The sequence below is a fragment of the Kitasatospora sp. NPDC023176 genome (assembly GCF_055560495.1).
The window spans coordinates 91,610-117,000 of the sequence record NZ_JBVHIP010000032.1 but is presented as its reverse complement, the minus strand read 5'-3'; the positions used below and the strand labels follow the sequence as shown (position 1 = coordinate 117,000).

The window sequence follows — 25,391 nt, the reverse complement described above, 5'->3', positions numbered from 1 at the left end:
CGCACCCCTTCCCGCCCTCCCCCTACGTCCACGCCTACAACGCGGACGGCAAGGAGATCTACAACCAGAAGACCCAGCCCAACGTCAAGGGCACCACCCGCCAGTAAGTCTCGACGGGGTGAGTACGACGGCTGCCGGCGCACGAGAGCGGGGCGGGGCCTCCTGACGGCTCGACGGCTCGATGGCTCGGGGAGGCTCGGGCTCCCCTCCCGGGTCAGGCCTCGGGGACGAGGGTGTTCTCGTTGGTGCGGCCGGCGGCGAAGTCGTCGATGTTGCGGGCGGTGGCCTCGATGATCTGGCCGACGGCGGTGTGGGTGAAGTAGGCCTGGTGGCTGGTGACCAGGACCTGGGGGAAAGTGACGAGCCGGGCGAGGACGTCGTCGGTGATGCCCTGGATGGAGCGGTCGGTGAAGAAGACGCCGGTCTCCTCCTCGTAGACGTCCAGGCCGACGCCGGAGAGGCGGCCCGCGCGCAGGGCCTCGACCAGGGCGGCGCTGTCGATGAGGCCGCCGCGGCTGGAGTTGATGAGGATGGCGTCGTGCTTCATCCGGGTCAGCGCGGCGGTGTCGATCAGGTGGCGGGTGCCCGGGACGAGGGGGACGTGCAGGCTCACCAGGTCGGCACGGGAGAGGAGTTCGGGCAGTTCGGTGTAGCGCATGCCGAGTTCGCGGCAGGCGGGGTTCTCGGCGAGGTCCCAGCCGAGCAGGTCGGTGCCGAAGCCGGCCGCGATCCGGGCGAAGCACGCGCCGATCTTGCCGGTGCCGATGACGCCGACCGTCATCCCGTGGACGTCCCGGCCGAGCAGCCCGTCCAGGCGGAAGTCGAACTCGCGGGTGCGCCCGGCGGCCCGGACGATCCGCCGGTTGACGGCCATCGCCAGCGCCCAGGCGTGTTCGGCGACGGCGTACGGACTGTAGTGAGCGACCCGCGCGATGGTGAGGCCGAGGTCGGCGGCGGCCGCCAGGTCGATGTTGTTGAAGCCGGTGGAGCGTTGGGCGATCAGCTTGGTGCCCCCGGCGGCGAGGACGGCGAGGGTCTCGGCGTCCAGGACGGCGTTGACGCTGCTGCTGACGGCCGGGTAGCCGGCGGCGAGCGGCGCGGTGTCGTGGTTGAGGAACACGTCCAGGCAGCGCAGCCCGTGCCGGCCCGCGAAGGCCTGTTCCAGCAGCGGCCGTTCGTCGACCTGCACTCCGTACGCCAGGATCTCCACGGGCCGTCCCTCCGGTCGCTCTCCTGCGGCCCACGCTAACGGGGCGGCGGCCGGAACGCCCGCCAGGTGTACGGGAGCCCCCGGCGGACGGCCGGGGGCTCGCGTACGGAAGGGCGATGGTCAGAGGACCGTCTCGGCCTCCTGGTAGCGCTCCTGCGGGACGGTCTTCAGCTCGGCGACGGCCTCGGCCAGCGGCACCAGGTTGATGTTGGTGCCCTGCAGCGCGGTGATGTGCCCGAAGGCGCCCTTGTGGACGGCCTCGACGGCGTGCCAGCCGAAGCGGGTGGCGAGCACCCGGTCGTAGGCGGTCGGGGTGCCGCCGCGCTGGGTGTGGCCGAGGATCACCGGGCGGGCCTCCTTGCCGAGGCGGTGCTCCAGCTCGCGGGAGAGCTGGGTGGCGATGCCGGTGAAGCGCTCGTGGCCGTAGATGTCCTTGGAGCCCTCCTCCCAGTGCATGCTGCCGGGCTCGGGCTTGGCACCCTCGGCGCAGACCACGATGGCGAACTTCTTCTGCCGGTCGAAGCGCTCGCGGACGACGGCGGTGAGCTTCTCGATGTGGAACGGGCGCTCCGGGACGACGATGGCGTGCGCGCCGGCGGCCATGCCCGCGTTCAGCGCGATCCAGCCGGTGTGCCGGCCCATGACCTCGACGACCATGACCCGCTGGTGGGACTCGGCGGTGGTCTTCAGCCGGTCCAGGGCCTCGGTGGCGACCGAGACGGCGGTGTCGAAGCCGAAGGTCACGTCGGTGGCGGCGATGTCGTTGTCGATGGTCTTCGGCACGCCGACGATCGGCAGGCCCGCGTCGCTCATCAGCTTGGCGGCCTTGAGGGTGCCCTCGCCGCCGATCGGGATCACCGCGTCCAGGCCGAGGTCGGAGCAGTACTTCTTGGCCCGTTCGACGCCGTCCCGCAGGTGGCTGGGCTGCACCCGGGAGGACCCGAGGATGGTGCCGCCCTGGGCCAGGATGCCGCTCACCGAGTCCAGGGTCAGGGGGCGGTGGTGCCCTTCCAGGAAACCGCGCCAACCGTCCTCGAACCCGATGATCTCGTCGCCGTGGTCGACCACCCCCCGGTGGACCACGGAACGGATCACCGCGTTCAGGCCGGGGCAGTCACCGCCGCTGGTCAGCACTCCGATACGCATTAGCTTTGCAACTCCCGAGCAGAACCGAGGAACGGCCGGACTACAGGCTGGGACGACGAGCCGTCACCGTGACGAGGCGCTCCCGCACCGGGATGGCGGGGAGGTGGCCGCGGGGTGAAGGAACCGGCCGATCCGGACAGAACATCCGAAACGGCCGCGAAGTCGAGCATACGGCCCCTGGTCCGGCCGGGCAGGAGCCGACGCGGGAGCGGCGCCGTCGGCGCACCCGCGCGGAAATGCAGCCTGCTGCCGAGGAGGGTGTGCAGCCGGCAGCCCCATTGTCGTACGTCCGGGGCCGCCCGCGGGCCGGGTGACCGCATCGCGGGCACCCGGGCGGGGCGTCGGGCGTACTAGGGCTGGTCTCTTGGATCCGTGCGCCCGGCAAGGATCCAAGAGACCAGCCCTTAGGCGGGGCGCGTCGTGGCGGCGATGCGCTCGGCGCGCAGCGCGTCGTACCAGGTGGTGTCGGCCGGCGGCAGGGCGTTGACGTCCAGCGCCAGCTTGATCAGCAGGTCGGCCACGGCGGGGTTGCGGGCCAGCACCGGGCCGTGCAGGTAGGTGCCGAAGACGGTGTCCCGCCAGGCGCCCTCGGTGCCGTCGCCGGTGCCGTTGCCGCGGCCGGCCGTGACCGTCGCGAACGGCTGGACGCCCTGGCCGAGGTGGGTGACGCCCTGGTGGTTCTCGAAGCCGGTCAGCTGCGGCAGGCCGAGCCGCGGGTCCACGTCGGCGAGCACGTCGCCGACGCAGCGGGCGCCCTCGCCGCGGGTGGTCCAGACGTCCAGCAGGCCCAGGCCCGGCTCGCGCTCGCCGAGGTCGTTGACGAACTCGTGGCCCATGATCTGGAAGCCGGCGCAGACGCCGAAGATGATCGCGCCGTTCTCGGAGGCCCGCACCAGGCCGCTGTCGGCGCGCAGCCGCTCGGCGGCCAGGCGCTGCGGGCGGTCCTCGCCGCCGCCGATCAGGTAGATGTCCCCGCTGGTGGGGATCGCCTGGTCGGAGCGGACGTCGATCCGGGTCACGTTGAGATGGCGCTGGCGGGCCCGGCGCTCCACGACCAGGGCGTTGCCGCGGTCGCCGTAGGTGCTGAGCAGGTCGGGGTAGACCCAGACCACGCGCAGGCTGCTCTCACTCATCCTCGAAGGCCTTCCGTCACGAAAAGACTGGTGTGCGGGCGCGGCATCAGCCGGCCACGACCTTCCGCAGCTGCTGGAAGGCGGTGTAGTTGGCGATGGCCTCGATCCGGCCGGGCGGCGCCATCCGGACGGCCTGCTCCAGGGTGTCCACCACGTGGAACTGCAGCCCGGCGACCTCCAGGCGGACGGCCAGGTCCAGCTTGCGCTGGCCCATCACGAAGATCGGGTGCCCGGCGAGGCGCTCGTAGTCGACGTCCCACAGCCAGGAGGTGTCGGTGCCGTCGGCGTCGAGGGCGTTGACCGAGAGGATCACCGGGGCCGGCGGGCCGTCGATCAGCGAGAAGGTCTCCAGCCAGCCCGCCGGGTTCTTGGCGAGCAGCAGGCGGATGTCCCGGCCCTGGTACTGGACCACGTCGTAGCGGCCGGCCACGGCGCTCACCGAGCGCATCCGCTCCAGCGCGACCTGCGGGGAGACGCCGAACACGGCGGCGACGGCGGCCGAGCTGGTGGCGTTGGCCAGGTTGGCCCGGCCGGGCAGCTGCAGCTGGATCGGCCAGGCGCCGCGCTGCGGGTCGATCACGTGGGTGCCCTGGAGCGCCCAGTGCGGGTTGGGGCGCCGGAAGCCGCAGTCCTGGCAGAACCAGTCGTCGCCGGGGCGCTGCATCACGCCGCCGCACGCGGGGCAGGACCAGGCGTCCTCCTTCCAGGCCTGTCCGGCGGCCACCCAGACCACCTTCTTGCAGGAGGAGGCGGCCCAGGTCACCAGCGGGTCGTCGGCGTTGGCGATGACCACGGCCTCGGTGTCCTGCAGGCCCTCGCGCCACTTCTCCGCCATCATGCGGGTCTCGGCGGCGCGGTCGAGCTGGTCGCGGGAGAGGTTGAGCAGGGCGATCGCCTTGGGGCGGGTGTCGCGGGCGACCGTCGCCAGGTACTTCTCGTCGACCTCGATCACGCCGAAGCGGGCGTCGCTACCGCCGGCCAGGGCGGAGGTGATGCCGGCCGGCATGTTGGCGCCCAGGGCGTTGGAGACCACCGGGCCGGCGGCGCGCAGCGCCTCGGCGATCAGCCGGGTGGTGGTGGTCTTGCCGTTGGTGGCGCTGACCAGGACGACGTCGAGGTGGTCGGCGAGGGTGGCGAGCAGGTCGGGGTCGAGCCTGAGGGCGACCTTGCCGCCGATCACCGAGCCGCTTCCGCGACCGGCCTTACGGGACACGGCGGCGGCGACCTTGCCGGCCGTGACCGCGATCTTGGCGCGGGCCGGCAGCGAGGCGTCGCGTGCGCCTGTGGGCTCCGATTCGGTGCCTGCCATGCTCAGTGGTTCCTCCTTGCTGCGGCACCACCCGCTGGCCGGATAACGGGCCGTCGGGCGGCGGGGACGGGGCCAGCCTACCGACTCCGTCGCCCGACCGGACGATCCGGACCCCATGCCGCCTGCTGCGACGCTGCTACCGGGGGTGCTGACGGCCCGTCAAGGAGGGCGGTGTGCGGAGGGACCCTCGTTCCTTGCGGGACGCTCCGCCGCGGACCCGGGTTCCCGGGGGCGTCCGGTGAGGATGTGGTGAAGAACCGATCGGACGATCGGCGGATCAGCGGCCCGGGGCCGGCGCGGGGGCGGTGGCGGCCAGGGTGGCGGTGATCACCAGGGTGCCGTCCTCGGCGTGGAAGTCCAGCGGCGCCGCCAGCCGGCGCATCGCGGCGATCAGCCCGGCGTTGGCGGCCTGGGTCACCGCGTACACCGTGCCGATCCCGGCCGTCCGGGCCACCGCGGTCAGCCGCCGGAGCAGGGCCAGGCCCAGGCCGTGCCGCTGCCAGGCGTCCTCGACCAGCACGGCCAGCTCCGCCTCGTCCTCGTCCCACATCAGGTGCCCGAGGGCGACGACCCGCCCGTCGGGGGCGGACACCACCAGGCTTCGGCCGCGCCGGGGGTCCAGCAGGTGGTCCAGGTAGCGGTCGGCGTCGCGGACCGGCCCGTGGTAGCGCAGCCGCAGCGCCGCGGGGGAGCAGCGGCCGTGCATCGCCAGGGCCGCCGCCTTGTCGGCCGGGCCGGCGGGGCGCAGCAGCAGCTCCGTCCCGTCCGGCAGGGACAACCGGGACACCTGGGCCGGGGCGGCCGGGGCGGCCGGGGCGGCCGGGTGCGGCGCCGGGTGCGGGCGGGCGTGGCGGTGCGGGCCGGCGGTGTGGGCGGCCTGGCCGTCCGGCGCCGCGCACCAGCGGTCCAACCTGGTGTTCGACCTGCGGAAGGGCCGGTGCCAGAGCCGTTCGAGGCGAGTGCGGGGTGCCGTCATGTGGCCGACGCTACCGACGGCTCGCTTCCGGCCGGTTACGTGATCGTGAACGCACGAATGCCCGGAGGTTCGCCGGCGTCCCACCGGGACGGCCCCGGCACAGGTCCAGACCGGTGCCTCATGCGGTCGGGACGGCGGGCGGCCGGCGGTGGAGTCCATGCCCGGCGCTCCTGGTGAGCAGGTCCGCCGGGGCCGGCACCTCGCTGCCGCTGCAAGTGGTCTTCGAGTGCCCGAGGCTGGCGGACCTGGCCGCCCGGATATCCGCCCGGACATCCGCCTCGGACGACGCGGCGGCCTCGCGACTGGTGCCGCTGCAGACCGGGGAGCGCGGCCGGCCGGTGTTCTGCTGGCCCGGACTGGGCGGCTACCCGATGAACCTGCGGCTGCTCGGCCGGGAGGCGAGCGACGGCCGCGCCTTCTACGGCGTGCAGGCGCACGGCATCAACGAGGGCGAGACGCCCTACGCCACCATCCGGGAGACGGCCGCCGCCGACGTCGCCGAGCTGTGCCGGGTGCAGCCCGAGGGCCCGTACACCCTGTGGGGCTACTCCTTCGGCGCCCGGGTCGCCTTCGAGGCCGCCTGGCAGCTGGAGCAGGCCGGGCAGCGGGTCGAGGAACTGCTGCTGATCTGCCCCGGCAACCCGGAGGTCCGGCAGGCCGACGGCCGGCGGTACGGCCGGGAGTCCTCGTACGCCAACCCCGGGTACGTGACCATCCTGTTCTCGGTGTTCGCCGGCGCGATCAGCGGGCCCGAGCTGGAACGCTGCCTCGCGGAGACCATCGACGAGTCCACCTTCGTGGCCTGCGTGCACCGGATGCTGCCCGCGCTGGGCGCGGAGGTGATCCGCCGGAACACCCGGATCGTGGGCGAGACCTACGAGTTCGAGTACAGCTTCCGCGAGCTGGCCGAGCGGCGGCTGGCGGCGCCGGTGACCGTCCTCACGGCCTCCGGCGACGACTACTCCTTCATCGAGGGCAGTACCGGCTGCTCGGCCGCTCCGCCCACCACGGTGGAACTGGCCGGGGACCACTACGGGGTGCTGAAGGAGCACGGGGTGCTCGAACTCGCCGCCGCCATCCGGGCGGTGAGGCGGAGGGTGCCCTGATGTCCGGCGGCTGACGCGGACACGCTCACGGATGGCCCAGGATCCGTGACCGCGGGAGCCCCTTCGGATAGGGATGGCTCGGCTTTCCGCCGAACCCGTCTCGATCCGAAGGGGCTCCCCGATGCTCTCGAAGAACTCCGCACTGGCCACCGCCTGTTGTGCCCTGCTGCTGGCCGCGCCGCTCGCCCTCGCCCAGTCGGCCGCCGCTGACACCGGCAACAACGGCCCCAAGACCCCGCAGGAGGCGGCCGCCTGCAAGAGCGTCACCGGCGCCCTGCTCGGCGGCTTCGGCAGCATGCTGGGCAACGCCGTGTGCGTGGTGCAGCCGGCCGGCCAGGGCTGAGCCGCCGAGCGAGTGCCAGGTGGACCGGCGGGCGCCCGATCAGGCGCCCGCCGCCTGCCCGGCCCCGGCCACCACCGGCACCCTCACCCCCGCCGCCACCGCGGCGGCGATACTCCGGCGATCCCATGCTGCGCACCCGCTCCCTGCTCCGTCCTGGCCGTCCTCGGGCCGGCCCGTCCGATCCGGGGGTGTGTCGGCCGGGCCACCCGCCGCGGGACCGCCGGTGCACGTCGGTCGGATCCGTACGGCGGCTGCGGACCATTCGCGTGCTGACGTAACATCCGGCGATCCTGTGAACGTTCGTCGACGTGGAGGGGGAGAGATGGCGGACACGGAGAACGACCAGCCGTCCGAGAGAGCCGGCGGCCTGCAAGCGATCTGGGCCAACACCCTGGAGCCGGTGGCCCCGCTGCCCTGGTACCGCAAGGTGTCCGGCAAGGCCGTGGCGGTCGCCGCGGTCGTCGTCGGCCTGCTCACCGCGCTGACGGTGGCCGCCGTGACCGGCGCCGGGGCCCCGCCCGCGCACCGGATCGCCCTGGCGGACCGGATCGGCGACCAGGAGCGGATGCCGGACGACCAGGTGGTCACGGCCGAACGCGGCCGCCTCCAGAAGAACCTGACCGCGTTGAGCCGCTACCGCGATGTGTCGGTGGCGGGCTACGGCGCCGCCGGCTCGGGCCGGAGCACCCTGCTGGTCGCCGGGATGACCGGGAGCTTCCCGGACGCCCGGGGGGAGTTGGACCGGCAGTTCGGCGCGGTCTGGGGGTCCGACGTGTCCAGCGATCCCGACGGGAGCAGCGAGAGCATCCGAGGCCGCCGGGACTACCCGGCCGGCCCGCTCGGCGGCGCGCTCGACTGTGCGGTCCTGGGCGGTCCGACCGATGCCCGGACGATCTGCGTCTGGGCGGACGGCACCACCGTCGGCGGCGTCATCGACGGGACGGGTGAGACCCGCCCGGAGGACCTGGCCAAGCGCGCCCTGGAGATCCGCACGGCCGTCGAGGTCGAGGCCGAGGACTGACCGGCGGGCGTCGAGCGGTCCGGGCCTAACGGTCCGGGCCCAGCGGTCCGGGCCTAGCGGTCCTCGTCTACGCGGTCCTGGCCGCCCGAGGGCAGCCAGCTCTGCGGACGCCGCAGGCTACGGCCGGTAGGAGGCTGGGCCTGCCAGCAGGGAGGGCGCCGGTCGTGGCGCCATACCGGCCGGCGGCGGACGATGGAGGCAGCGGCGGAGCCCCGATCCGAGGGCCGGTCGGCCGCACATCCCTGCGTTCCGGTCGCGCCGGTGTCGGCGCGCCGGGGATATGGAGTCGGGTCATGAAGGAGTTCCTGGTCGAGATCACCACCCAGGTGCCCGAGGGCACCCCCGCCGAGGAGGTGGACCGCCGCCGCGCCGCCGAGGCGGTCCGCGCCCGCGAGCTGGCGGCCTCCGGCCGACTGGCCCGGCTGTGGCGGCCGGTGGGCGAGCTGCGCAGCATCGGCCTCTGGCGGGCGGCCGACGAGGCGGAGCTGCGGGCCGAGGTGCTCGGCAGCCTGCCGATGGCGCCCTGGATGACGGCCGTGGTCACCGCGCTGGAACCACACCCCAACGACCCGGGCGTGCGCTCGTGACGACCGGTTGGATATCCGCGGTCGAAGGGCGAACGGCCGTCGGCTCGCCGTGGCCGCAGCTCACCCGGGCCGGTGCGGCGCTGGCCGCCGGGATGGGGGTCGGCCGGTGGTCGTCGCACCGCTGCTCCACCACGGCTACCAGCAGGCGTTGTTGCTGGCGGCGGGCGTGGTCGCGGCCGGGGCCCTGGCGGCGACGGCGCTGCCCGCCGAGGGCTGACGGGGTCGGTGCCGGTGAGGCGATCCGGGGTGGGGCGCGTCGGGGTCGTTCCGCCGCTCGCCGTCGGGTTGCCGGCGGCGGGGCCGGTCAGGTGATCCGGGTCGGGCTGTCCGTGAGGGTGTGGCCGGTGGCGGTGAGCAGGGTGGTGAGGGCGGTGGGGGTCAGTGAGCCCGGGGTGCGGAGGAAGAGTTCGTCGGCGGTGGGGTGGGGGTGGCGGGAGAGGAGGGTGATCCGGTGCTCGGCGAGGGTGCTGCCGGTGTGGGCGAGGGTGGTGGTGCGGACCCGCCACAGGGTGGTCGGGGGCGGGGCGTGGGGGGACCACCAGGTGTGGAGGAGGGCGGCGGCGAGCAGCGCGAGGGCGGAGCCGGCGAGGACGATCGGGCCGTCGGAGCCGTGCAGGACGACCTTCGCGATCAGGTCGGCGGCGGTGACGGAGAGGAAGGCGGCGGCGAGTTCGACGGTGTCCCGGCGCCAGCGACGGGCACGGTGGACGGAAGGCTTCGAGTGCTCCATGGCCTCCACCGTGCCCGACCGGTGTTTCCCGGTCACGAACCCGCCGTCACCTGGCCGTTAAGGTCCGCCGGGGTGTGTTACGGCTGCAGCTCGCGGGCCGCGGCCTTGACCTCGGCGAGCAGCAGCCGCAGGTCGTCCTCGGTGGTCGCGGGGTTGAGCAGACAGGCGCGGAGCATCTCGTGGGCGCCGAGCAGGGCGCCGGTGACGAAGACCCGGCCGCGCCGCTGGACGGCGACCGGCAGCTCGCGGTTGAGGGCGTCGCGGGCCGCTTCGTCGCGTCCGGCCGCCCGGTGGCGGAACGCCACGATGGAGGTCTGCACCTCCGCCAGCAGCTCCAACTCCTCGTCGGCCTGGACGAGTTCGCCGAGCCGACGGGCGAGTGCGGTGCACCGGGCGATGTCCTCCACGAGGCCGGCGCGGCCGCGGTGGGCGATGGTGGCCCAGACCTTGAGGGCGCGGAACGGGCGGGTCTGCTCGGTGCCGTACTCGGAGAACCAGCCGAGCTCCCCGGCCGCCTCGTCGCGCAGGTAGGAGGGGACGAGGCTGAAGGTGCCGCGCAGTTCCTCGGTGTCGCGGACCAGGGCGCAGCCGCAGTCGACCGGGACGCCGAGCCACTTGTGCGGGTCGAGGGCGAGCGAGTCGGCGCGCTCCAGGCCCGCGTAGCGGTGGGCGATGGCCGGGTCGAGCCGGCCGAAGGCGCCGTACGCGCCGTCCACGTGCAGCCACAGGCCCTGTTCCCGGCAGAGGTCGGCGAGCGGCTCGAAGGCGTCCACCGCACCGGTGCCGACGGTGCCGGCCGAGGCGACCACCAGGAAGGGCAGCAGTCCGGCGGCGCGGTCGCGCCCGACGGCGGCCCGCAGCTCGGCGGGGTCGAGGCGGCCGTCGGGGCCGGTGGCGACGGTGCGCAGGTGCCGGCTGCCGAGGCCGAGGAGTTCGGCGGCCTTGCGGACGCAGGAGTGGGTCTCGCCGGTGACGTAGCCGACCAGCGGCGGCAGGCCGGTCAGGCCGTCCTCGCGGACGTCGTGGCCGGCCCGGCGGGCGGCGCGGTTGCGGGCGGCGGCGAGGCAGACGATGGTCGCCATCGAGGTGCCGGAGGTGAGCAGTCCGCCGCCGGCCGGGTGCGGGAAGCCGACGAGTTCGGCGATCCAGCGGACGACGGCGCGCTCCAGGTGGACGTCGGCGTGGTCGCCGCCGGCCGAGCTGGGGTTCATCGCGGCGGCGGCGAGGGTGGCGAGCACCCCGGCGGGGGCGGGGGCGGAGTTGACCCAGCCGAAGAAGCGCGGGTTGCCGTTGCCCATGGGGTACGGGAGGACGTCCCGCGCGATGGCGGCCGGCAGTTCGGCGAGCGGGCGGCCCCGGGGGGGCAGCGGGGCGTCGAGCAGGGCCTGCCGGGCGGTGTCGTCCATCGGCTGCCAGACCGGGCGGGCGGGCAGTTCGGCGAGGTAGTCGGCGACCAGCTCGGCGGTGGCGTGGGCGGCGCTGCGGAAGTCGGCGCCGCAGGGGTTGCTGCTGCGGGGGTCCTCGGTGGTCATGGCGTGCTCCAGGAGGCCGGGGCGGACTGGGCCAGGCGCGGCGTCCTCGGCGCACCCTGATCAGGCGATGGTCGGGTGATCCTACGCAAGCGGGCCCGCGCCGTGCGGCGCGGGCCCAGCAGCCGGGACGGGGACGATCGGTCCGGCGGTCGGTCGGACGATCGGTCCGGCGGTCAGTCGAGCGAGGCGGAGAGCCCGCCCGCGGAGCGGCAGTAGCCCTGCATCTCCTTGCTGGTGATCTTCGCGCAGAGCCGCCCGGCCGCGCCGCCGTCCGTGTAGTTGACGGTGTAGTAGCTGACCAGCCCCTCCGCGCAGGCCTTGCGCTGCCAGCCGTCGGCGGCGGTGGCGCACTGCTGGGCGGCCCAGTCCTCGCGGTCCAGGTTGTACTTCATGGTCCGGGAGCCGACGCCCCGGCTGCAGTCCACCGCCCCGCCGCCGGCCTTGCCGTTGAGGCACCACTTGAGGGCGTCGGCGTAGACCTCGGGGTGGTTCGGGTAGTCGTGCGAGGACAGGTAGAAGGTCGGGGCGTAGAAGAAGCAGGCGGACTGGAACAGCGAGGGCTGGTCCTTGCACGGGTACAGCGGGTCCTGGGCGAGCTTGTCGGCGGGCAGGTTGGCCTTGGCCTGCTCGTCCTCCTCGTCCGGGCCGAAGAGCTGCATGAACAGGCCCTCGGAGCAGCGGATCCGGTTCTGGTCGCTGGTGAACTTGTTGCACAGGTCGCGCGCCTTGGCGACGTCCTGCTTGGCGACGAACATCGTGCCGTGGCCGACGCCGTGGATGCAGGGGCCGCTGTTCTTGGGGGCGCACAGCTTGAGCAGGTCCACCTCGGGCTGGGTGGAGGCGTTGAGCATCTCCTCGACCGCGCCGTGCAGGTAGCCGGCCGCGCAGGTCTCGTGCGGGTAGGAGATGACCTTCTGGAAGTCGGCGTTGAAGCGCTTGACCGCCGCGTGGCCGAGCTCGTGCGCGATCGGGTGGCAGAAGCGCACGGTGTACGGCTTCTCCTTGGTGATCCGGTCGAGGTCGGCGAGGGCGACGCCGGGGTCGGTGGCGTCCATCTCGGCCATCATCTTGTTGCGCAGCGTCGAGCGGGTCCACACCGCCGGGTCGCCGGTCGGGGTGGCGCTCGCGGCGCCGGCCGTGACCGGCTGGGTGCCGGGGACCCCGGGAGCCGTGGGGGTGGCGGGTGACGTGGTGGCCGCGGCGGGCGACCAGTCGGTGACGGCCACCGAGCCGAGGCCCAGGACGCCCAGGAGCACGGCGGTGAGAATCGCGAAGACTCGCGGCTGCATGACGGGATCCCCCGGCGGATCGAGGTGAACGGTTCCTCCCATCCTGACGGCACGGGGGCGGGATTCCGCGTTTTCGCCCGCCATTCGGGAGGTGTCGGCGACGCTACCGCATCGTCCGGACGCCCCGGTGGGGCGGGCCGGGCTTCGATGGTCGAGGGAGCCCGACGGTCGACGACCCGTGCGGGGTGGTCAACCGTCGGCCGGGGGCTCCGGTTCCCGCCGTTCGCCCGGACGGCGCAACGGCCCGTCCGGGTGGGGGGGATGCCGCGCCGTCGGGGAAGGGGTGTCAGAGCTCCAGCGTCACCTGGTAGTCCGTCAGCCAGGCGTCGAGGTCCAGCGCGAGGTCGACGGCCAGCCGGACGGACTGGGGGTCGGTGTCCGGGGCGAGCGCGTCGTTCAGCCGCCGCCGGTCGAGCAGGTCGAGGGCCGGGGACTTCCGCTCGGCGGCGAGCCGGGCGAGTTCGGCGCGCAGCTGCGCCGGGTAGAGCGGGTCCATCGACACCGGGTACGGGCTCTTCACCCGATCGGCGACCGCGGCCGGCAGCACGTCCCGGACGGCGGCGCGCAGCAGGCTCTTCTCCCGTCCGTCGAAGGCCTTCATCGCCCACGGTGTGTTGAAGACGTACTGGACCAGCCGGTGGTCGCAGAACGGCACCCGCACCTCCAGCCCGTTGGCCATGCTCATCCGGTCCTTGCGGTCGAGCAGGATGCAGACGAAGCGGGTCAGGTTGAGGTACGAGATCTCGCGCATCCGCCGCTCCAGCGGGTCGGCGGAGTCCAGGTGCGGGACCTCGGCGAGCGCCTCGCGGTACCGGGCCCGGCGGTAGCCGTCCAGGTCGAGCTTGCGGAGCAGTTCGGCGTCGAGCAGTCGCTCGCGCGGGGCGGAGCCGGCGCCGGCGATGGCGGCGACGCTGGCGGCCCAGGGGAAGTCGTCGGTGGCGATGGCCGCGGGGTCGTGGAACCAGCGGTAGCCGCCGAAGAGTTCGTCCGCGGACTCGCCGGACAGTGCGACGGTGGAGTGGCGGCGGACGTCCCGGAAGAGCAGCAGCAGCGAGACGTCCATGTCGCCGACGCCGTTCGGCAGGTCGCGGGCGCGCACCGTGGCGGAGCGCAGGGCCGGGTCGCCGAGTTCGGCGGCGTCCAGCTCGATCACGCTGTGGTCGGCGCCGACGTGGTCGGCGAGCAGCCGGGCGAACGGCCCGTCCTGGGACTGCCGGACGGGGTCGGCGTGGAAGTCCTCGGGCCGCCTGGCGAAGTCCACCGCGAAGGAGCGCACCGGGCCGGCGCCGGCGGCGGCCAGCGTCCGGGCGGCGAGGGCGGTGACGGCGCTGGAGTCCAGGCCGCCGGAGAGCAGCGAGCACAGCGGCACGTCCGCGTCCAGCTGGCGGTGGACGATGTCGTCCAGCAGCGCCCGGACGGTGGCGATCGTCGACTCCAGGCTGTCGGTGTGCTCGCGCGCCTCCAGGGCCCAGTAGCGGCGCACCGAGACGCCGCCGCGGCGCACCCGCACCACGTGCCCGGGCCGGACCTCCAGGACGTCCCGGTACGGGGTGAGGCCGGGGGTGCGGGTGTGGGCGAGCAGTTCGCGCAGCCCGTCCAGGTCGACCACGGCGCGGACCGACGGGTGGGCCAGGATCGCCTTCATCTCGGAGCCGAACACCACGCCGTCCGGGGTGCGGCGGTAGTACAGCGGTTTGACGCCCATCCGGTCGCGGACCAGCAGCAGTTCCTCGCGCCGGGCGTCCCAGATCGCGAAGGCGAACATGCCGTTCAGCCGCTCGGCCAGGGCCTCGCCCCATTCCAGGTAGGCGTGCAGCACGACCTCGGTGTCGCTGCGGGTGCGGAAGCGGTGGCCGGCCGCCTCCAGTTCCGCGCGCAGCTCGCGGTGGTTGTAGACCTCGCCGCTGTAGCTGAGCACGGCCAGCGGGCGGCCGTCGTGCTCGACGGCCATCGGCTGGACGCCGCCCTCGATGTCGATCACCGCGAGGCGGCGGTGGCCGAGCGCGGCGTGCGGCTCGAGGTGGACGCCCCCGGCGTCGGGGCCGCGGCAGATCTGGGTGGCCGTCATCGCGTCGAGGACGTTCCGTTCGGCGGTCAGGTCGCGGTCGTAGGCGACCCATCCGGTGATCCCGCACATCAGCAAGCCCTCCGGTCTTCGGCTAGGTGTGCCGGAGATCACGCTAAGGGCGGAATCGGCATGGCATCAAGAGTCCGTCGGGAAGGTGGCAGCAGGGGGTCCGATTGGTTACCTGGGCCGAAAGTCGTGAAGTCTGCCCGATTTCGGGCAAGATCTTTGGCTTCGGCGAGCGACGCGACCTAGAGTTCTCAGTCGTGCCGAGCTCATCCCACCCTCACGAAGACCTCCTCGCCCACCTCGCCCGGACCAGCCCGCTCGGGCCCCGGGAAGCGGCGCGGGTCGTGGCGGAGGTGCTGGCGTACTTCTCCGAGACCACCGAGGAGTACGTCCGTCGCCGCCACGGCGAGCTGCAGGCACGAGGCCTCACCAACGAACGGATCTTCGCCCGGCTCGCCGAGGAGCTGCCCGGCCGCCGCGTCGCGGCGCCGGAGCTCTCGGCCCGCCAGCTGCGCCGGATCGTCTACGGCTGAGCCCGGTCCCATCCCTACTTCTGGAGGAGTCCACGCATGTGCGGAATCGTGGCCTACATCGGCCCCAAGGACGCGACCCCCTTCCTGCTGGAAGGGCTCGCCCGGCTGGAGTACCGCGGCTACGACTCGGCCGGCGTCGCCGTCGCCGGACGCACCGGCGGGCTCAAGCTCCGCAAGGTCAAGGGCCGGGTCGCCGACCTCGCCGCGGCCGTACCGGCCCGCTTCAAGGGCGGCACCGGCATCGGCCACACCCGCTGGGCCACCCACGGCGTGCCCAGCGACGCCAACGCCCACCCGCACCTGGACAACGCCGAACGGATCGCCGTCGTCCACAACGGCATCATCGAGAACGCCGACGAACTGCGCGCCAAGCTGACCGCCGACGGCGCGGTGTTCCGCTCCGAGACCGACACCGAGGTGCTCTCCCACCTGATCGCCGCCCACGCCACCGAGGGCGTCGAGCTGGAGGACGCCGTCCGCGCCGCGCTCGGCCGGGTCGTCGGCACCTACGGCATCGCGGTGCTGGACTCCGCGCAGCCCGACCGCATCGTGGTCGCCCGCAACGGCAGCCCGATCGTGCTCGGTATCGGTGAGAAGGAGATGTTCGCCGCCTCCGACGTCTCCGCCCTCGTCCGCTACACCCGCCAGGTGGTGCACCTGGAGGACGGCGAACTCGCCACCGTCCGGGCCGACGGCTTCCGCACCTTCACCGCGGACGCCCGCACCACCCACCGCCAGCCGTCCACCGTCGACTGGGAGATCGACTCCTTCGACACCGGCGGCTACGAGCACTACCTGCTCAAGGAGATCCATGAGCAGCCCGGCTCCGTCGAGCGCACCCTCAGCGGCCGGCTCGACGAGCGCTTCAGCACCGCCCACCTCGGCGGCCTCAACCTGGATGCCCGGGAACTGCGCGAGATCCGCCGGGTCAAGATCCTCGGCTGCGGATCCGCCTACTACGCGGGCGAGATGGGCGCGCAGCTGATCGAGGAACTCTCCCGGATCCCCGCGCACAGCGAGCCTGCCTCCGAGTTCCGCTACCGCAACCCGGTGATCGAGGCCGACACCCTGTACGTCGCGGTCAGCCAGTCCGGCGAGACCTACGACACCCTCGCCGCCGTCCAGGAGATCAAGCGCAAGGGCGGTCGCGTCCTCGGCGTCGTCAACACCGTGGGCAGCGCCATCGCCCGCGAGTGCGACGGCGGCATCTACCTCCACGCCGGGCCCGAGGTCTCCGTCGCCTCCACCAAGGCGTTCACCTCCACGGTGGTCGCCTTCGCCCTGCTCGCCCTGCACTTCGGCCGTATCCACGACCTCTCGCCCGCCGACGGCCGCCGGATCGTCTCCGCCCTCCAGGCCCTGCCCGACCAGATCCGCGAGGTGCTCGAGCAGAGCGACGCGATCGCCGAACTCGCGGGCGAGTACGCCGACTCGACCGGCATGATGTTCATCGGCCGGGTCCGCGGCTACCCCGTGGCCCGGGAGGGCGCGCAGAAGCTCAAGGAGATCTCCTACGTCCACGCCGAGGCCTACCCGGCGAGCGAGCTCAAGCACGGCCCGCTGGCCCTGATCAGCCCCGAACTGCCCACCGTCGCCCTCGTCCCGGACGACGAACTGCTCGACAAGAACCTCACCACCCTCGGCGAGATCAAGGCCCGCTCCGGCCGCGTCATCGCCGTCGCCCACCGCCGGCCCGAGGACAAGCTCGTCGACCACTGCATCCTGGTTCCCAAGAGCGAGCCCGAGCTGGACCCGCTGCTCCTCAACATCCCGCTCCAGCTGCTCGCCTACCACGCGGCGGTCGCCCTCGGCCGCGACGTGGACAAGCCGCGCAACCTGGCGAAGAGCGTGACGGTGGAGTAAGTCCCGCGTTTCGTACGGTGGTTGGGCCCGGTCGCGGTGGTTGCTGCGACCGGGCCTCGTCGCGGTCAGAAGACCGAGCAGCCCGAGAGGGTGGTGAGGGTGTCCAGGGCGGTGACGGCGGCGACGGAGTTGCCGGCCTGGTCGAGGCGGGGGCCCCAGGCGCAGACGGCGGCGCGGCCGGGGAGTATGGCGAGGACGCCGCCGCCGACGCCGCTCTTGCCGGGCAGGCCGACCCGGAAGGCGAACTCGCCGGCGGCGTCGTAGGTGCCGCAGGTGAGCAGGACGGCGTTGATCCGCTTGGCCTCGCTGCGGGTCATCAGACGGGTGCCGTCGGTGCGGACGCCGTAGCGGGCGAGGAAGGCGCCGGCCAGGACGAGGTCGCGGCAGCTGGCGGCGACGGCGCAGTGGGCGTAGTAGTGCTCCAGCACGGTGTCGACCGGGTTCCGCAGGTTGCCGTGGCTGGCGATGAAGTGGGCGAGCGCGGCGTTGCGGTGGCCGTGCTCGGCCTCGGACGCGGCGACCACGGGGTCGGTGTCCAGCAGCGGGTTGCCGGACTCGCGGCGCAGGAACTGCCGGACCGCGCCGGAGGCGTCGCCGGTCAGGGACTGCAGGCGGTCGGTGACGACCAGGGCGCCCGCGTTGATGAACGGGTTGCGCGGGATGCCGTGCTCGGTCTCCAGCTGCACCAGCGAGTTGAAGGGGTTGCCGGAGGGCTCGCGGCCGACGCCCCGCCAGAGCCCCGCGCCGCCGTCGCTGCTGTAGGCGAGGGCGAGGGCGAGTGAGAACAGCTTGGAGACGCTCTGGATGGAGAAGGGCTGCTCCCAGTCCCCGACGCCGTACAGCTCGCCGTCGACGGTGGCCACGGCCATGCCGAAGGCCTCCGGGTCGGCCTCGGCGAGGGCCGGGATGTAGTCGGCGACGCGGCCCCGGCCCGTGGTCGCCCGGGCGGCCGCCTCGGCGGCCTCCAGGAGGGCCGGGTAGTCGAGGTTCTCCACATCGAACAAGGTTCTTCACTCCACGCGCGGACGGTAGGGACACGATCGGGACCGGGGCGCCGTGCGGCGGTACCCGGTCCGACCAGTGATTATCCGGGTCCGGGGGAGTGCCGTGGCGGTCAGGGCGCGTTGCTCGGCGCCTGGGCCGGCGGGCCGGTCAGCAGGGTGCCGGTCTCGGAGTAGGGCCAGCCGTTGGGGGCGCAGCCGTGCAGGCCCTTGATCTGCTGCATCATCACCGGCGCCGGGGCGCCCGGGCCGGGGCAGTCGACATGCCCGTTGCCGAGGATGTGGCCGACCTCGTGGTTGATCGCCAGCGCGTGGTACAGCTCCGGCCGGCCCTGGTAGAACTCGGACAACTCCGTCCACCGCTTGAGGTTGATCACCACCTGGTGCTGGACGCCGCAGTTCACCCAGCTGCCGGTGTCCAGCCCGTACTGGCCGCAGATCCGGTCGGTGGACCGCGGGGTCGCCAGGTAGACCGTGAAGTCCACCGGGTCGGCGGGCATCCGCTGGAAGGACGCGGTGTTCCCGGCCGCCCAGCCGCGCCGGGTGTCGCCGAGGACCGCGTCCACCTCGGCGGCGAACTGCGCCGGGCTCTCCGCGATCCCGTCCTCCACCCGCACCTTGTAGCGGTACAGGTGCTCCCCGGTGCCGAACCGCTCGGAGCCGCCCGGAGCGGTGGTGAAGGCCAGCGGCGCGGGCTCGTGGTGCCAGGGCTGCCACCACAGCAGGCCGGCGGTCACCGCCGCGACCAGCGCCAGGGCGAGCGCGGCGTGCCGTATTCGACGGGACAGGGCGGCGGGACTGACGGCCATGGTGGTGGGACAACTCCTGGGCAGGGCCGAATGGGCGTACGACGGGAGGAACGGGGACGTCGGGGGAGACGGTTCAGGGCGCTCGGTCGGTTGCAGGGGGCGGTCGGTTCCCGGAACCACTCGATGGTGCCACCCGTGCGGCGTGTCCCTGGGGTTCGCGGCGGGATTCCGCTGTCGTAGGGCGGGTCGATCAGCCGTGCACCGCTGACCCACCCCCCTGATCCGTCACCCCCCTGATCCGTCCCCCGACGGATCCGTCACCCGACCCGCCTGGAGGCGCCGACATGTCCATCACCACCGTCCTCACCGTCGACGGCATGAGCTGCGGCCACTGCGAGAAGACCGTCAGCGCGGGCCTCGCCGCCATCCCCGGCGTCACCGAGGTCGTCGCGCACGCACCGAGCGGCCGGGTCACCGTCGCCTCCGCCCAGCCGCTGGAGACGGCGGCCGTCCGCAGCGCGGTGGACGGGGCCGGCTTCACCCTCGTCGACGAGATCTGAGCCCGGACCGGCCGGGAACCGGCCATCGGGAGCCCGCCGTGGTGCGGCGGGCCCCCGCCCGGCTCAGCCCATGCTCTTCGCGCCGTCCAGGGACTCGCGGATGATGTCGGCGTGGCCCGCGTGCTGGGCGGTCTCGGCCACGATGTGCAGCAGCACCCGGCGGGCCGACCACACGGCGTCCTTCTCGAACCAGGGCGCCTTCGGCAGCGGCTGGGTCGCGTCCAGATCGGGCAGCGTGGCCACCAACGCGTCGGTGCGGCGCGCGACCTCGGCGTACTCGGTGAGCACCCCGGCCAGCGTCTCGCCGGGCAGCAGGCGGAACTCGTCGGCCCGGCGGGCGACGTCCTCCTCCGTCCAGGTGGTGAAGTCCGGCATCGCGGACGGGCCCGTCACGATGAAGTCCGCCCACATCCGCTCCACCGAGGTCACGTGCTTGACCAGACCGCCCAGGCACAGCTCGCTCGCACAGGTCCGCAGACCGGCCTGCTCGTCGGTGAGGTCACGGGTGGTGAAGCGCAGGAAGTGCCGCTGCTTCTCCAGCGCGACCAGGAGGTCGGCGCGCTCGCCGGTGGCGGCGGTGGCGGGGGTGGCGGGGGTGGTGGTGGTCATGGCGCTGGCCTTCCGTTCGGTTCCTGCTCCCTCGGACAACCACCACGCTACGGACCATTGCGGCCACTTCCTGACCTGAATCCGGCCACAATCGAGACATGGCGAACACCAGCACCCGGACCCTGCGGCTGCTCTCCCTGCTCCAGACCCACCGCTACTGGCCCGGCGAGGAACTCGCCGACCGGCTCGGCGTCTCCGTCCGCACCCTGCGCCGCGACATCGACCGGCTGCGCGACATCGGCTACCCCGTCGAAGCCCAGCGCGGCGTCGACGGCGGCTACCAGCTGGCCGCCGGCGCGGCCCTGCCCCCGCTCGTCATCGACGACGAGGAGGCGGTCGCCCTCGCGGTCGGGCTGCAGGCCGCCGCCGACAGCCCGGTGGAGGGCGTCGCCGAGGCCTCCGTACGGGTCCTGGCCAAGGTCGTGCAGGTGATGCCCGCCCGGCTGCGCCGCCGGGTCGAGGCGCTGCGCGCCGTCACCGTCCCCGTGGACTGGGGCGCCACCGGCGGCACCCGCGTCGACCCCGACGCCCTCACCGCCGCCGCCCTGGCCTGCCGCGACGGCGAACGGCTGCGCTTCTCGTACACCGCCGCCTCCGCGCACCGCACCGCGCGGCACGTCGAACCGCACCGGCTGGTCTGCCTCGACCGGCGCTGGTACCTCGTCGCCTACGACCTCGACCGCGCCGACTGGCGCACCTTCCGCCTCGACCGCCTCACCGCCGCCGAGGCCACCGGCGCCCGCTTCGCCCCGCGCACCCTCCCGGCCGCCGACGCCGCCGAGTTCGTCCGCGCGGGCCTCAGCGGCATGCCCCGGAGCAACCGCGTCGAGGCCCTCGTCGACGCCCCGGCCGGACGCGTCCGCGACCGCATCGGCCGCTGGGGGGAGGTCGAGGCCGTCGACGCCGACCGCTGCCGGCTGCGGATGACCGCCGACTCGCTGGACTGGCCCGCGATGGCCCTGGGCTCCCTGGGCGCGGAGTTCCACGTCGTCCACCCACCGGAGCTGCGGGAGCTGATCGCGGAGTGGTCGGCCCGCTTCGGGCGGGCGGCGGAACGGGGAGGGATGGCGGGGGCGGAGTAGGAAGCCGGCCCGGTGAGGACGGCGGGTTGCCTGGCGGGTCGGGGAGGACGGCGGGTGCAGGCAGGGGGGCCGGGCTCGGCGGGGGTGGGGCCGGCGCGGGTGCGGACGGTGGCGGGGAGTGCCGTGGCGTGGTGGGGGAGCGGCGCGGTGGCGCGGCGAGCCGGCCGGTGGATATTCGCTTGGCCGGGGCGGTGGGCGGGGCGATCATGGCAGGATGTCCGATCTGCTTGCGCGCGTGTCCGCCTTCCGTGCCGCCTTCGCCCGCCGCCAGGCCGCCGAGCTCCTCGAACTGCCCGAGTTCCCAGGGGTCTTCGCGGTCCGGGACGCCGAGCACGTGCTCTCCCACGAGCACAACCAGCTGATCGTCACCGGGCCGGGCACCGACCCGGCGGAGCTGCCCGGACTGGCGGAGCGCTGGCTGGGGCAGCGCCGGCAGTACGCGATCACCGTGCTGGACCAGGAGTGCGGTGAGCGGGCCGCTCCGGTGCTGGCCGAGGCCGGGTACGAGGACGGCGCCGCGGTGGTCCTGGCCCGGGAGACGGCGGGCTGCGCGCTGCCCGAACCGGCCGCCCGGCCCACGGAGTTCGCCGAGCTGCGGGAGGCCGTCCTGCGGCAGCAGTCGGAGTGGCACGAGGGCGAGGAACTGATCCGCCAGCTCACCGACCGCCGGCCGACCCGGCTGCGCGGCGCCGAGCGGGTGCACTTCCTGGCCGCCCGGGCGGCGGACGGCGAGATCGCGGCCTGGGTCGACCTCTACCTCGAACCGGCCGCCGGACTGGCCCAGGTGGAGGACCTGGTCACCGCCGCCGCGCACCGCGGCGCGGGCCACGGCGACACCCTGCTCGCCAGCGGACTGGCGCTGGCGGCGGCCGCCGGGATCCCGCAGCTCTTCCTGCTCGCGGACGCGGCCGACTGGCCGCGCGAGTGGTACGCCCGGCGGGGCTTCACCGAGATCGGCCGCAGCCACTCCTTCCACACGAACTGACGGCAGGCCGGGGTGAGACGGCGCGGGTGCGCCAGGATGGCGGCATGGACGCGGAACGGGCACTGCCGGGTGAACTGATGGCCGTCGACACCCCGGGGCTGCTGCGGCTGGAGGAACGGGCCGCCGGCCTCGGCCTCTCCCAGCGGCTGGACCCGGCGTGGCTGAGGTCGCACGCGGCGCCCGCCGGGCGGCACTACCTGTGAGCGGTGTGGTGGCACGGGGTGACCCACCGCCCGGAACTGCCACGGCAGCTGCGCTGCGAACTGGTGCTGGAGCTGCGGACCGGCGAGCAGGTGCTGAGCCTGCTGGACCTGTTGCCCGAGGACTTCGGGCAGCTGGCGGAGGTGACGTCCCGTGACGAGGGGCTGCCGGTGGCCCGGCTCCTGGGTGGCGGCGGGCTCCGGTCGGTCAGCGAGTTCGCGGACGGGCTCCAGAGCTGACCGGCGGCGGAGCCGGACGGCCCCAGTGGGTGGCGACGGTCTCCGCGAAGGCCCGGGCCAGCGGCCCCAGGGTGTCCCAGTCGCGGGCGGCCCAGCCGACGGTGAGGCCGGGCAGGTCGGGCAGCGGGACCAGCCGCAGGCCGGGGTGGCCCGGGCCCTGCCACTCGGGGAGCGCGGGCACGACGGCGTGACCGAGGCCGAGTTCGGCCAGCAGGATCGCGGTGTCCCAGTCGGTGACGCTGGTGTCGAAGACCGGGCGGATCCCCGACTTGCCGAGCCAGTCGTCGAGTTGGGAGCGGGAGACCGAGTTCTGCGGCAGTCCGATCAGCCGGGCGTCCTGGAGGTCGGCGGGCTCGATGCGTTCCCGGGCGGCGAGCGGGTCGGCGGCCGCCACGGCCAGCACCCAGGGCAGGTCGGCGACGGGCCGCTGCTCGATGCCGCGGACCGGGGCGCCGAGGGTGATCCAGGCCAGGTCGACATGGCCGGCGGTGAGCGCCTCCAGGCAGCTGCGGCTGGAGACGCCGGTCTGGAACTCCAGGCTGACCTGCGGGAACCGCCGGCGGAAGTCCACCACGGCGGCGGACATGAAGTGCCGGATGCTGGTGGCGCCGGTGGTGATCCGCACCGATCCGCCCTCGCCGCGGGCGAGTTCGGCGATGGTGCGCAGCGCGTGATCGATGCCGCCCAGACCGGTGGCGACGGCGGTCTGCAGCTGGCGGCCGGCCTGGGTGGGCACCACGCCGCGCGGATGCCGCTCGATCAGGGCCAGGCCCAGCTCGTGCTCCAGCCGTTTGACGTGCTGGCTGACGGCGGACTGGCTGCACGCCAGGTCGCGGGCGACGGCACTGAGCGAGCCGGCCCGGCAGACGGCGGCGAAGACGCGGAGGTCGTCGAGGGTCACGAGCGCCCAGGGTACTGCCGGGGCCGAGCCGGTGGCCGCAGGGCTCGACCCAAGCTCAACCTTGGAGGCGCCCCAGGAAATCGGTGGATTGACTTGGAGGTTCGGCAGGAACGACCATCGATGGCAGGGCCCGCGAGAGGGCGGCAACCCGCCCGTTGCCTTCGCGGCGTTCCGGACGCTCAGAGGCGGGGGCAGGGCGGGTGTCGACCCGTAGGACGTCGGGGGTCGAGTGCGTCAGGCAGTCGAGGGGGAGCGCAATGCGGTACGCGGATGGTCCGGGCGCGCAGGGCGAGGTGTTCGTCCGGGCCGGGGTGGAACGGGTCTGGGCGCTGGTGACGGACATCGGACCGTCCGCCCGGTTCGGCCCGGAGCTGCGGCGGGTCGGGTGGCTGGACGGTGCGGACGGCCCCGCGCCGGGCGCCCGCTTCGAGGGGTACGACAGCCGGGCGGGCACGCCCGACTGGCGGACGGTCTCCGAGGCTGGGCGTTAGCGCGGTGGAGCCCGATCGGCGGCCGGACTTCGAGGAGCTGTACGAGGAGGTCCGGGCCTCGGCGGAGCGCCTGTGCGCGGGGCTGGAGCGGCTCACCGACGGGCAGGCCCGCGAGCCCTCGCTGCTGCCCGGCTGGAGCCGGGGCCATGTGCTGACCCACCTCGCCCGCAGCGCCGATGCCTACCGGTGGATGTTCGCCCTGGCCCGGACCGGCACCGCACCCGGGCCGCGGGCCGACGCCGCCGCGCTGGCACGGCAGTTGAACGAGGGCGCGGGGCGCGGCGCCGAGGCGCTCGTGGCCGACCTGCGGGCCGGCCTGGACGGGCTGCTGCGGGACGCCGCCGAACTGCCCACCGCCCGCCGGGCCGTGCTGGTCCCGGCGCTGGCGGGGTGGCGGCACCCGGCCTGGTACCTGCTGTGGCGGGCCTGGCGGGAGCTGGAGGTACACGGGGTGGACCTGGACCACGGCTTCACGTCGGCCGGTTGGCCGGACGGCTTCGTGTGGCGGGCCCTGGCCGAGACGGCGGCGACGCTGGGTGCCCGAGGGGTTCCGCTGGCCCGGATCGAGGCCGAGGACCTCGGCCCGGGCGGGCCGGCCGGCTGGACGGTCGCCGGGGCGGGGCCGGTGGTGAGCGGCCCCGGGCACGCCCTGCTCGCCTGGCTGGCCGGGCGCGGCCCGGCGACGGGCCTGCGGGTGGACGGGCCGCCGCCGTCCGGGTCGGGCGTTCCCGCGTTGCCGGGCTGGCCGTTGCCGCCGGTGCCGGGCTGGGGCTGAGGGCCGGTCAGGAGGCGGGCGCCGGGCTCGCCGGCCGACTTCCTGCTGCTGGGCGGCGAGTGCCTGCCGCAGGCGGTGATCGACCTCCCGCCGCGCGAACCGGTCGTGCGCGTAGGCCGGGTGGTCGCCCGTGACGGGCGGCTGGTCCGCTGACGGCCCCCGCCTGCCTGCCTGCCTGCCGGCCCCGCCTGCCCGCCGGCCCGCCGGCCCGCCCGCCCCCGCCCGACTGCCGGGCGGGGGCCGGCGGCTTTCCGGCCACGCCGCCGCCGGGGGCTACTCGGCCTTGAGGTGCGCCAGCGTGGTGATCAGCCGCTCGGCGATGTCCGGCGGCCACGAAAAGGCGACCGTCACCGCCCGCTGGTGCGCCAGCCCGTGCAGGCCCAGCCACAGCGCGACGGTGTCCGCGAACGGATCGTCGCTGGTGGCCAGGCCGGCGGCGACGCACCCGGTCAGGGCCTCGGCGAGCAGCTGCAGGGACGCCTGGCCGAGGCTGCTCATCTCCTCCGCCGTCACGGCGGTGTCCTGGAGCGCGGGCACCCAGACCCCGCCGAACATGGTGCGGTAGCGCTCCGGGTGGTCCTCGGAGAACCCCAGGTAGGCGTGGCAGAGGGCGAGCAGCCGCTCTCGGGGGTCCTCGCCGGCGGCGTCCTGGGCGGCCCGTAGTTCTGCCTCCAGTTCGTCGAAGGCCTGCCGCACCACGGCCAGCATGATGGCCGGCTGGTCGGGGAAGTGACGGTAGATCGAGGGGGCGGCGATCCCGACCCGGCGGGCGACGGACCGCAGGGTGACGGCGGTCTCGGTGCCGGTCTCGTCGAGTAGTTCGACCGCGGCGGCCACGATGTCGTCCCGCAGGCGGGCGCCTTCCCCGCGGCGGTTGCGGGGGCGGCTGGGGGGTGCGCTCGATTCGTTTCCCATGGCGTGAGCTTACAGGTGAGAACTTACGTGG

The 25,391-nt window shown here is 74.1% G+C and carries 26 protein-coding genes and 2 pseudogenes; 14 read left to right on the top strand and 14 right to left on the bottom strand.

Annotated features, from left to right (window positions below; genetic code table 11):
• Nucleotides 1–214: 214 nt before the first annotated feature.
• From ACZ3YL_RS33120 to ACZ3YL_RS33100, 5 genes are all read right to left on the bottom strand, one after another.
• Nucleotides 215–1,210, bottom strand: a complete 996-nt coding sequence (locus ACZ3YL_RS33120; protein WP_465660990.1) for a 2-hydroxyacid dehydrogenase — start codon at nt 1,208–1,210, stop codon at nt 215–217.
• Between the two features lie 120 nt (nt 1,211–1,330).
• Nucleotides 1,331–2,356, bottom strand: coding sequence for a 6-phosphofructokinase (locus ACZ3YL_RS33115; protein WP_188307218.1), 1,026 nt, complete (start codon nt 2,354–2,356; stop codon nt 1,331–1,333).
• Nucleotides 2,357–2,760: 404 nt separating this feature from the next.
• Nucleotides 2,761–3,489 carry a type 1 glutamine amidotransferase gene (locus ACZ3YL_RS33110; RefSeq protein WP_188307219.1) on the bottom strand — a complete coding sequence of 243 codons (729 nt, stop codon included), beginning with the start codon at nt 3,487–3,489 and terminating at the stop codon, nt 2,761–2,763.
• Between the two features lie 46 nt (nt 3,490–3,535).
• On the bottom strand, nt 3,536–4,798 hold the full coding sequence (locus tag ACZ3YL_RS33105; protein WP_188307220.1) for a MurT ligase domain-containing protein: 1,263 nt from the start codon (nt 4,796–4,798) through the stop codon (nt 3,536–3,538).
• 277 nt (nt 4,799–5,075) lie between these two features.
• Entirely contained in the window at nt 5,076–5,774 is a 699-nt protein-coding gene (locus tag ACZ3YL_RS33100) for a GNAT family N-acetyltransferase (RefSeq protein WP_465660987.1), read from the bottom strand.
• Between the two features lie 194 nt (nt 5,775–5,968).
• On the opposite strand from ACZ3YL_RS33100, the pseudogene ACZ3YL_RS33095 reads away from it, so the two are divergent.
• The 4 genes and pseudogenes from ACZ3YL_RS33095 to ACZ3YL_RS33080 form a co-directional block, all read left to right on the top strand.
• Nucleotides 5,969–6,880: pseudogene (locus tag ACZ3YL_RS33095) on the top strand (thioesterase domain-containing protein); the annotation flags it as partial.
• 121 nt (nt 6,881–7,001) lie between these two features.
• Entirely contained in the window at nt 7,002–7,223 is a 222-nt protein-coding gene (locus ACZ3YL_RS33090; protein WP_465660985.1) for a hypothetical protein, read from the top strand.
• A 322-nt stretch (nt 7,224–7,545) separates the two neighbouring features.
• On the top strand, nt 7,546–8,244 hold the full coding sequence (locus ACZ3YL_RS33085; RefSeq protein WP_188304479.1) for a hypothetical protein: 699 nt from the start codon (nt 7,546–7,548) through the stop codon (nt 8,242–8,244).
• A gap of 293 nt (nt 8,245–8,537) precedes the next feature.
• Nucleotides 8,538–8,831, top strand: a complete 294-nt coding sequence (locus ACZ3YL_RS33080; RefSeq protein ID WP_188304480.1) for a muconolactone Delta-isomerase family protein — start codon at nt 8,538–8,540, stop codon at nt 8,829–8,831.
• Nucleotides 8,832–9,135: 304 nt separating this feature from the next.
• Here ACZ3YL_RS33080 and ACZ3YL_RS33075 read toward each other — a convergent pair whose 3' ends face one another.
• The 4 genes from ACZ3YL_RS33075 to asnB all read right to left on the bottom strand — a co-directional run bounded on the left by ACZ3YL_RS33075 (nt 9,136) and on the right by asnB (nt 14,519).
• The gene (locus ACZ3YL_RS33075) at nt 9,136–9,561 is read right to left on the bottom strand and encodes a hypothetical protein (protein ID WP_188304481.1); all 426 of its coding nucleotides are present in this window, start codon (nt 9,559–9,561) and stop codon (nt 9,136–9,138) included.
• A gap of 77 nt (nt 9,562–9,638) precedes the next feature.
• Nucleotides 9,639–11,093, bottom strand: coding sequence for a pyridoxal phosphate-dependent decarboxylase family protein (locus ACZ3YL_RS33070; RefSeq protein WP_465660983.1), 1,455 nt, complete (start codon nt 11,091–11,093; stop codon nt 9,639–9,641).
• A gap of 173 nt (nt 11,094–11,266) precedes the next feature.
• Complete coding sequence (locus ACZ3YL_RS33065) at nt 11,267–12,382, bottom strand: hypothetical protein (RefSeq protein ID WP_188304483.1); 1,116 nt, start codon at nt 12,380–12,382, stop codon at nt 11,267–11,269.
• Between the two features lie 286 nt (nt 12,383–12,668).
• A complete protein-coding gene (asnB, locus tag ACZ3YL_RS33060) occupies nt 12,669–14,519 on the bottom strand; it encodes an asparagine synthase (glutamine-hydrolyzing) (RefSeq protein ID WP_188304484.1) in 1,851 nt (616 codons plus the stop codon).
• 194 nt (nt 14,520–14,713) lie between these two features.
• Here asnB and ACZ3YL_RS33055 point away from each other — a divergent pair, with 194 nt between their 5' ends.
• Both ACZ3YL_RS33055 and glmS read left to right on the top strand, forming a co-directional pair.
• The gene (locus ACZ3YL_RS33055) at nt 14,714–14,989 is read left to right on the top strand and encodes a hypothetical protein (RefSeq protein WP_188304485.1); all 276 of its coding nucleotides are present in this window, start codon (nt 14,714–14,716) and stop codon (nt 14,987–14,989) included.
• 36 nt (nt 14,990–15,025) lie between these two features.
• Nucleotides 15,026–16,852 (top strand): glutamine--fructose-6-phosphate transaminase (isomerizing), encoded by a 1,827-nt coding sequence (gene glmS, locus ACZ3YL_RS33050; protein ID WP_188304486.1) that lies wholly within the window; start codon nt 15,026–15,028, stop codon nt 16,850–16,852.
• 65 nt (nt 16,853–16,917) lie between these two features.
• Here the strand turns inward: glmS and ACZ3YL_RS33045 are convergent, their stop codons facing one another.
• Nucleotides 16,918–17,856 carry a glutaminase gene (locus ACZ3YL_RS33045; protein ID WP_262985998.1) on the bottom strand — a complete coding sequence of 313 codons (939 nt, stop codon included), beginning with the start codon at nt 17,854–17,856 and terminating at the stop codon, nt 16,918–16,920.
• A 110-nt stretch (nt 17,857–17,966) separates the two neighbouring features.
• Entirely contained in the window at nt 17,967–18,662 is a 696-nt protein-coding gene (locus ACZ3YL_RS33040; protein WP_465660980.1) for a DUF3152 domain-containing protein, read from the bottom strand.
• Between the two features lie 284 nt (nt 18,663–18,946).
• Between ACZ3YL_RS33040 and ACZ3YL_RS33035 the strand changes: the two genes are divergently transcribed.
• A complete protein-coding gene (locus tag ACZ3YL_RS33035) occupies nt 18,947–19,162 on the top strand; it encodes a heavy-metal-associated domain-containing protein (RefSeq protein ID WP_188304488.1) in 216 nt (71 codons plus the stop codon).
• A 63-nt stretch (nt 19,163–19,225) separates the two neighbouring features.
• Here ACZ3YL_RS33035 and ACZ3YL_RS33030 read toward each other — a convergent pair whose 3' ends face one another.
• Nucleotides 19,226–19,771, bottom strand: coding sequence for a DinB family protein (locus ACZ3YL_RS33030; protein ID WP_465660978.1), 546 nt, complete (start codon nt 19,769–19,771; stop codon nt 19,226–19,228).
• A gap of 98 nt (nt 19,772–19,869) precedes the next feature.
• Here ACZ3YL_RS33030 and ACZ3YL_RS33025 point away from each other — a divergent pair, with 98 nt between their 5' ends.
• The 4 genes from ACZ3YL_RS33025 (at nt 19,870) to ACZ3YL_RS33010 (ending at nt 22,278) form a co-directional block, all read left to right on the top strand.
• Nucleotides 19,870–20,853 (top strand): helix-turn-helix transcriptional regulator, encoded by a 984-nt coding sequence (locus tag ACZ3YL_RS33025; protein ID WP_465660976.1) that lies wholly within the window; start codon nt 19,870–19,872, stop codon nt 20,851–20,853.
• A 214-nt stretch (nt 20,854–21,067) separates the two neighbouring features.
• Nucleotides 21,068–21,838: a GNAT family N-acetyltransferase gene (locus tag ACZ3YL_RS33020; protein WP_188304491.1), complete on the top strand. Its 771-nt coding sequence runs from the start codon at nt 21,068–21,070 to the stop codon at nt 21,836–21,838.
• A 44-nt stretch (nt 21,839–21,882) separates the two neighbouring features.
• Nucleotides 21,883–22,041 (top strand): hypothetical protein, encoded by a 159-nt coding sequence (locus ACZ3YL_RS33015; RefSeq protein ID WP_465660974.1) that lies wholly within the window; start codon nt 21,883–21,885, stop codon nt 22,039–22,041.
• An 18-nt stretch (nt 22,042–22,059) separates the two neighbouring features.
• Nucleotides 22,060–22,278 carry a hypothetical protein gene (locus ACZ3YL_RS33010; protein WP_465660972.1) on the top strand — a complete coding sequence of 73 codons (219 nt, stop codon included), beginning with the start codon at nt 22,060–22,062 and terminating at the stop codon, nt 22,276–22,278.
• On the opposite strand, the gene ACZ3YL_RS33005 is transcribed toward ACZ3YL_RS33010, so the two are convergent.
• On the bottom strand, nt 22,247–23,179 hold the full coding sequence (locus tag ACZ3YL_RS33005; protein ID WP_465660970.1) for a LysR family transcriptional regulator: 933 nt from the start codon (nt 23,177–23,179) through the stop codon (nt 22,247–22,249). The genes ACZ3YL_RS33010 and ACZ3YL_RS33005 overlap by 32 nt on opposite strands.
• A gap of 257 nt (nt 23,180–23,436) precedes the next feature.
• Between ACZ3YL_RS33005 and ACZ3YL_RS33000 the strand changes: the two genes are divergently transcribed.
• The 3 genes and pseudogenes from ACZ3YL_RS33000 to ACZ3YL_RS32990 form a co-directional block, all read left to right on the top strand.
• A complete protein-coding gene (locus ACZ3YL_RS33000) occupies nt 23,437–23,670 on the top strand; it encodes a hypothetical protein (RefSeq protein ID WP_465660968.1) in 234 nt (77 codons plus the stop codon).
• A gap of 4 nt (nt 23,671–23,674) precedes the next feature.
• Entirely contained in the window at nt 23,675–24,445 is a 771-nt protein-coding gene (locus tag ACZ3YL_RS32995) for a maleylpyruvate isomerase family mycothiol-dependent enzyme (RefSeq protein WP_465660966.1), read from the top strand.
• A 21-nt stretch (nt 24,446–24,466) separates the two neighbouring features.
• Nucleotides 24,467–24,598 (top strand): annotated as a pseudogene (locus tag ACZ3YL_RS32990) (cytosine deaminase); the annotation flags it as partial.
• Between the two features lie 120 nt (nt 24,599–24,718).
• Here ACZ3YL_RS32990 and ACZ3YL_RS32985 read toward each other — a convergent pair.
• On the bottom strand, nt 24,719–25,360 hold the full coding sequence (locus ACZ3YL_RS32985; protein ID WP_465660964.1) for a TetR/AcrR family transcriptional regulator: 642 nt from the start codon (nt 25,358–25,360) through the stop codon (nt 24,719–24,721).
• Between the last annotated feature and the right edge of the window lie 31 nt (nt 25,361–25,391).

What these genes read in the sequence shown, in the direction of transcription:
- ACZ3YL_RS33000 (WP_465660968.1), top strand. Translation starts at nt 23,437, where the DNA reads ATGCGGTACGCGGATGGTCCGGGCGCGCAGGGCGAGGTGTTCGTCCGG.
- ACZ3YL_RS33110 (WP_188307219.1), bottom strand. Translation starts at nt 3,489, where the DNA reads ATGAGTGAGAGCAGCCTGCGCGTGGTCTGGGTCTACCCCGACCTGCTC.
- ACZ3YL_RS33105 (WP_188307220.1), bottom strand. Translation starts at nt 4,798, where the DNA reads ATGGCAGGCACCGAATCGGAGCCCACAGGCGCACGCGACGCCTCGCTG.
- ACZ3YL_RS33020 (WP_188304491.1), top strand. Translation starts at nt 21,068, where the DNA reads ATGTCCGATCTGCTTGCGCGCGTGTCCGCCTTCCGTGCCGCCTTCGCC.
- ACZ3YL_RS33090 (WP_465660985.1), top strand. Translation starts at nt 7,002, where the DNA reads ATGCTCTCGAAGAACTCCGCACTGGCCACCGCCTGTTGTGCCCTGCTG.
- ACZ3YL_RS33025 (WP_465660976.1), top strand. Translation starts at nt 19,870, where the DNA reads ATGGCGAACACCAGCACCCGGACCCTGCGGCTGCTCTCCCTGCTCCAG.
- ACZ3YL_RS33030 (WP_465660978.1), bottom strand. Translation starts at nt 19,771, where the DNA reads ATGACCACCACCACCCCCGCCACCCCCGCCACCGCCGCCACCGGCGAG.
- ACZ3YL_RS33075 (WP_188304481.1), bottom strand. Translation starts at nt 9,561, where the DNA reads ATGGAGCACTCGAAGCCTTCCGTCCACCGTGCCCGTCGCTGGCGCCGG.
- ACZ3YL_RS33085 (WP_188304479.1), top strand. Translation starts at nt 7,546, where the DNA reads ATGGCGGACACGGAGAACGACCAGCCGTCCGAGAGAGCCGGCGGCCTG.
- ACZ3YL_RS33035 (WP_188304488.1), top strand. Translation starts at nt 18,947, where the DNA reads ATGTCCATCACCACCGTCCTCACCGTCGACGGCATGAGCTGCGGCCAC.
- ACZ3YL_RS33115 (WP_188307218.1), bottom strand. Translation starts at nt 2,356, where the DNA reads ATGCGTATCGGAGTGCTGACCAGCGGCGGTGACTGCCCCGGCCTGAAC.
- ACZ3YL_RS33040 (WP_465660980.1), bottom strand. Translation starts at nt 18,662, where the DNA reads ATGGCCGTCAGTCCCGCCGCCCTGTCCCGTCGAATACGGCACGCCGCG.
- ACZ3YL_RS32985 (WP_465660964.1), bottom strand. Translation starts at nt 25,360, where the DNA reads ATGGGAAACGAATCGAGCGCACCCCCCAGCCGCCCCCGCAACCGCCGC.
- ACZ3YL_RS33080 (WP_188304480.1), top strand. Translation starts at nt 8,538, where the DNA reads ATGAAGGAGTTCCTGGTCGAGATCACCACCCAGGTGCCCGAGGGCACC.
- ACZ3YL_RS33070 (WP_465660983.1), bottom strand. Translation starts at nt 11,093, where the DNA reads ATGACCACCGAGGACCCCCGCAGCAGCAACCCCTGCGGCGCCGACTTC.
- asnB (WP_188304484.1), bottom strand. Translation starts at nt 14,519, where the DNA reads ATGTGCGGGATCACCGGATGGGTCGCCTACGACCGCGACCTGACCGCC.
- ACZ3YL_RS33100 (WP_465660987.1), bottom strand. Translation starts at nt 5,774, where the DNA reads ATGACGGCACCCCGCACTCGCCTCGAACGGCTCTGGCACCGGCCCTTC.
- glmS (WP_188304486.1), top strand. Translation starts at nt 15,026, where the DNA reads ATGTGCGGAATCGTGGCCTACATCGGCCCCAAGGACGCGACCCCCTTC.
- ACZ3YL_RS33065 (WP_188304483.1), bottom strand. Translation starts at nt 12,382, where the DNA reads ATGCAGCCGCGAGTCTTCGCGATTCTCACCGCCGTGCTCCTGGGCGTC.
- ACZ3YL_RS33015 (WP_465660974.1), top strand. Translation starts at nt 21,883, where the DNA reads ATGGACGCGGAACGGGCACTGCCGGGTGAACTGATGGCCGTCGACACC.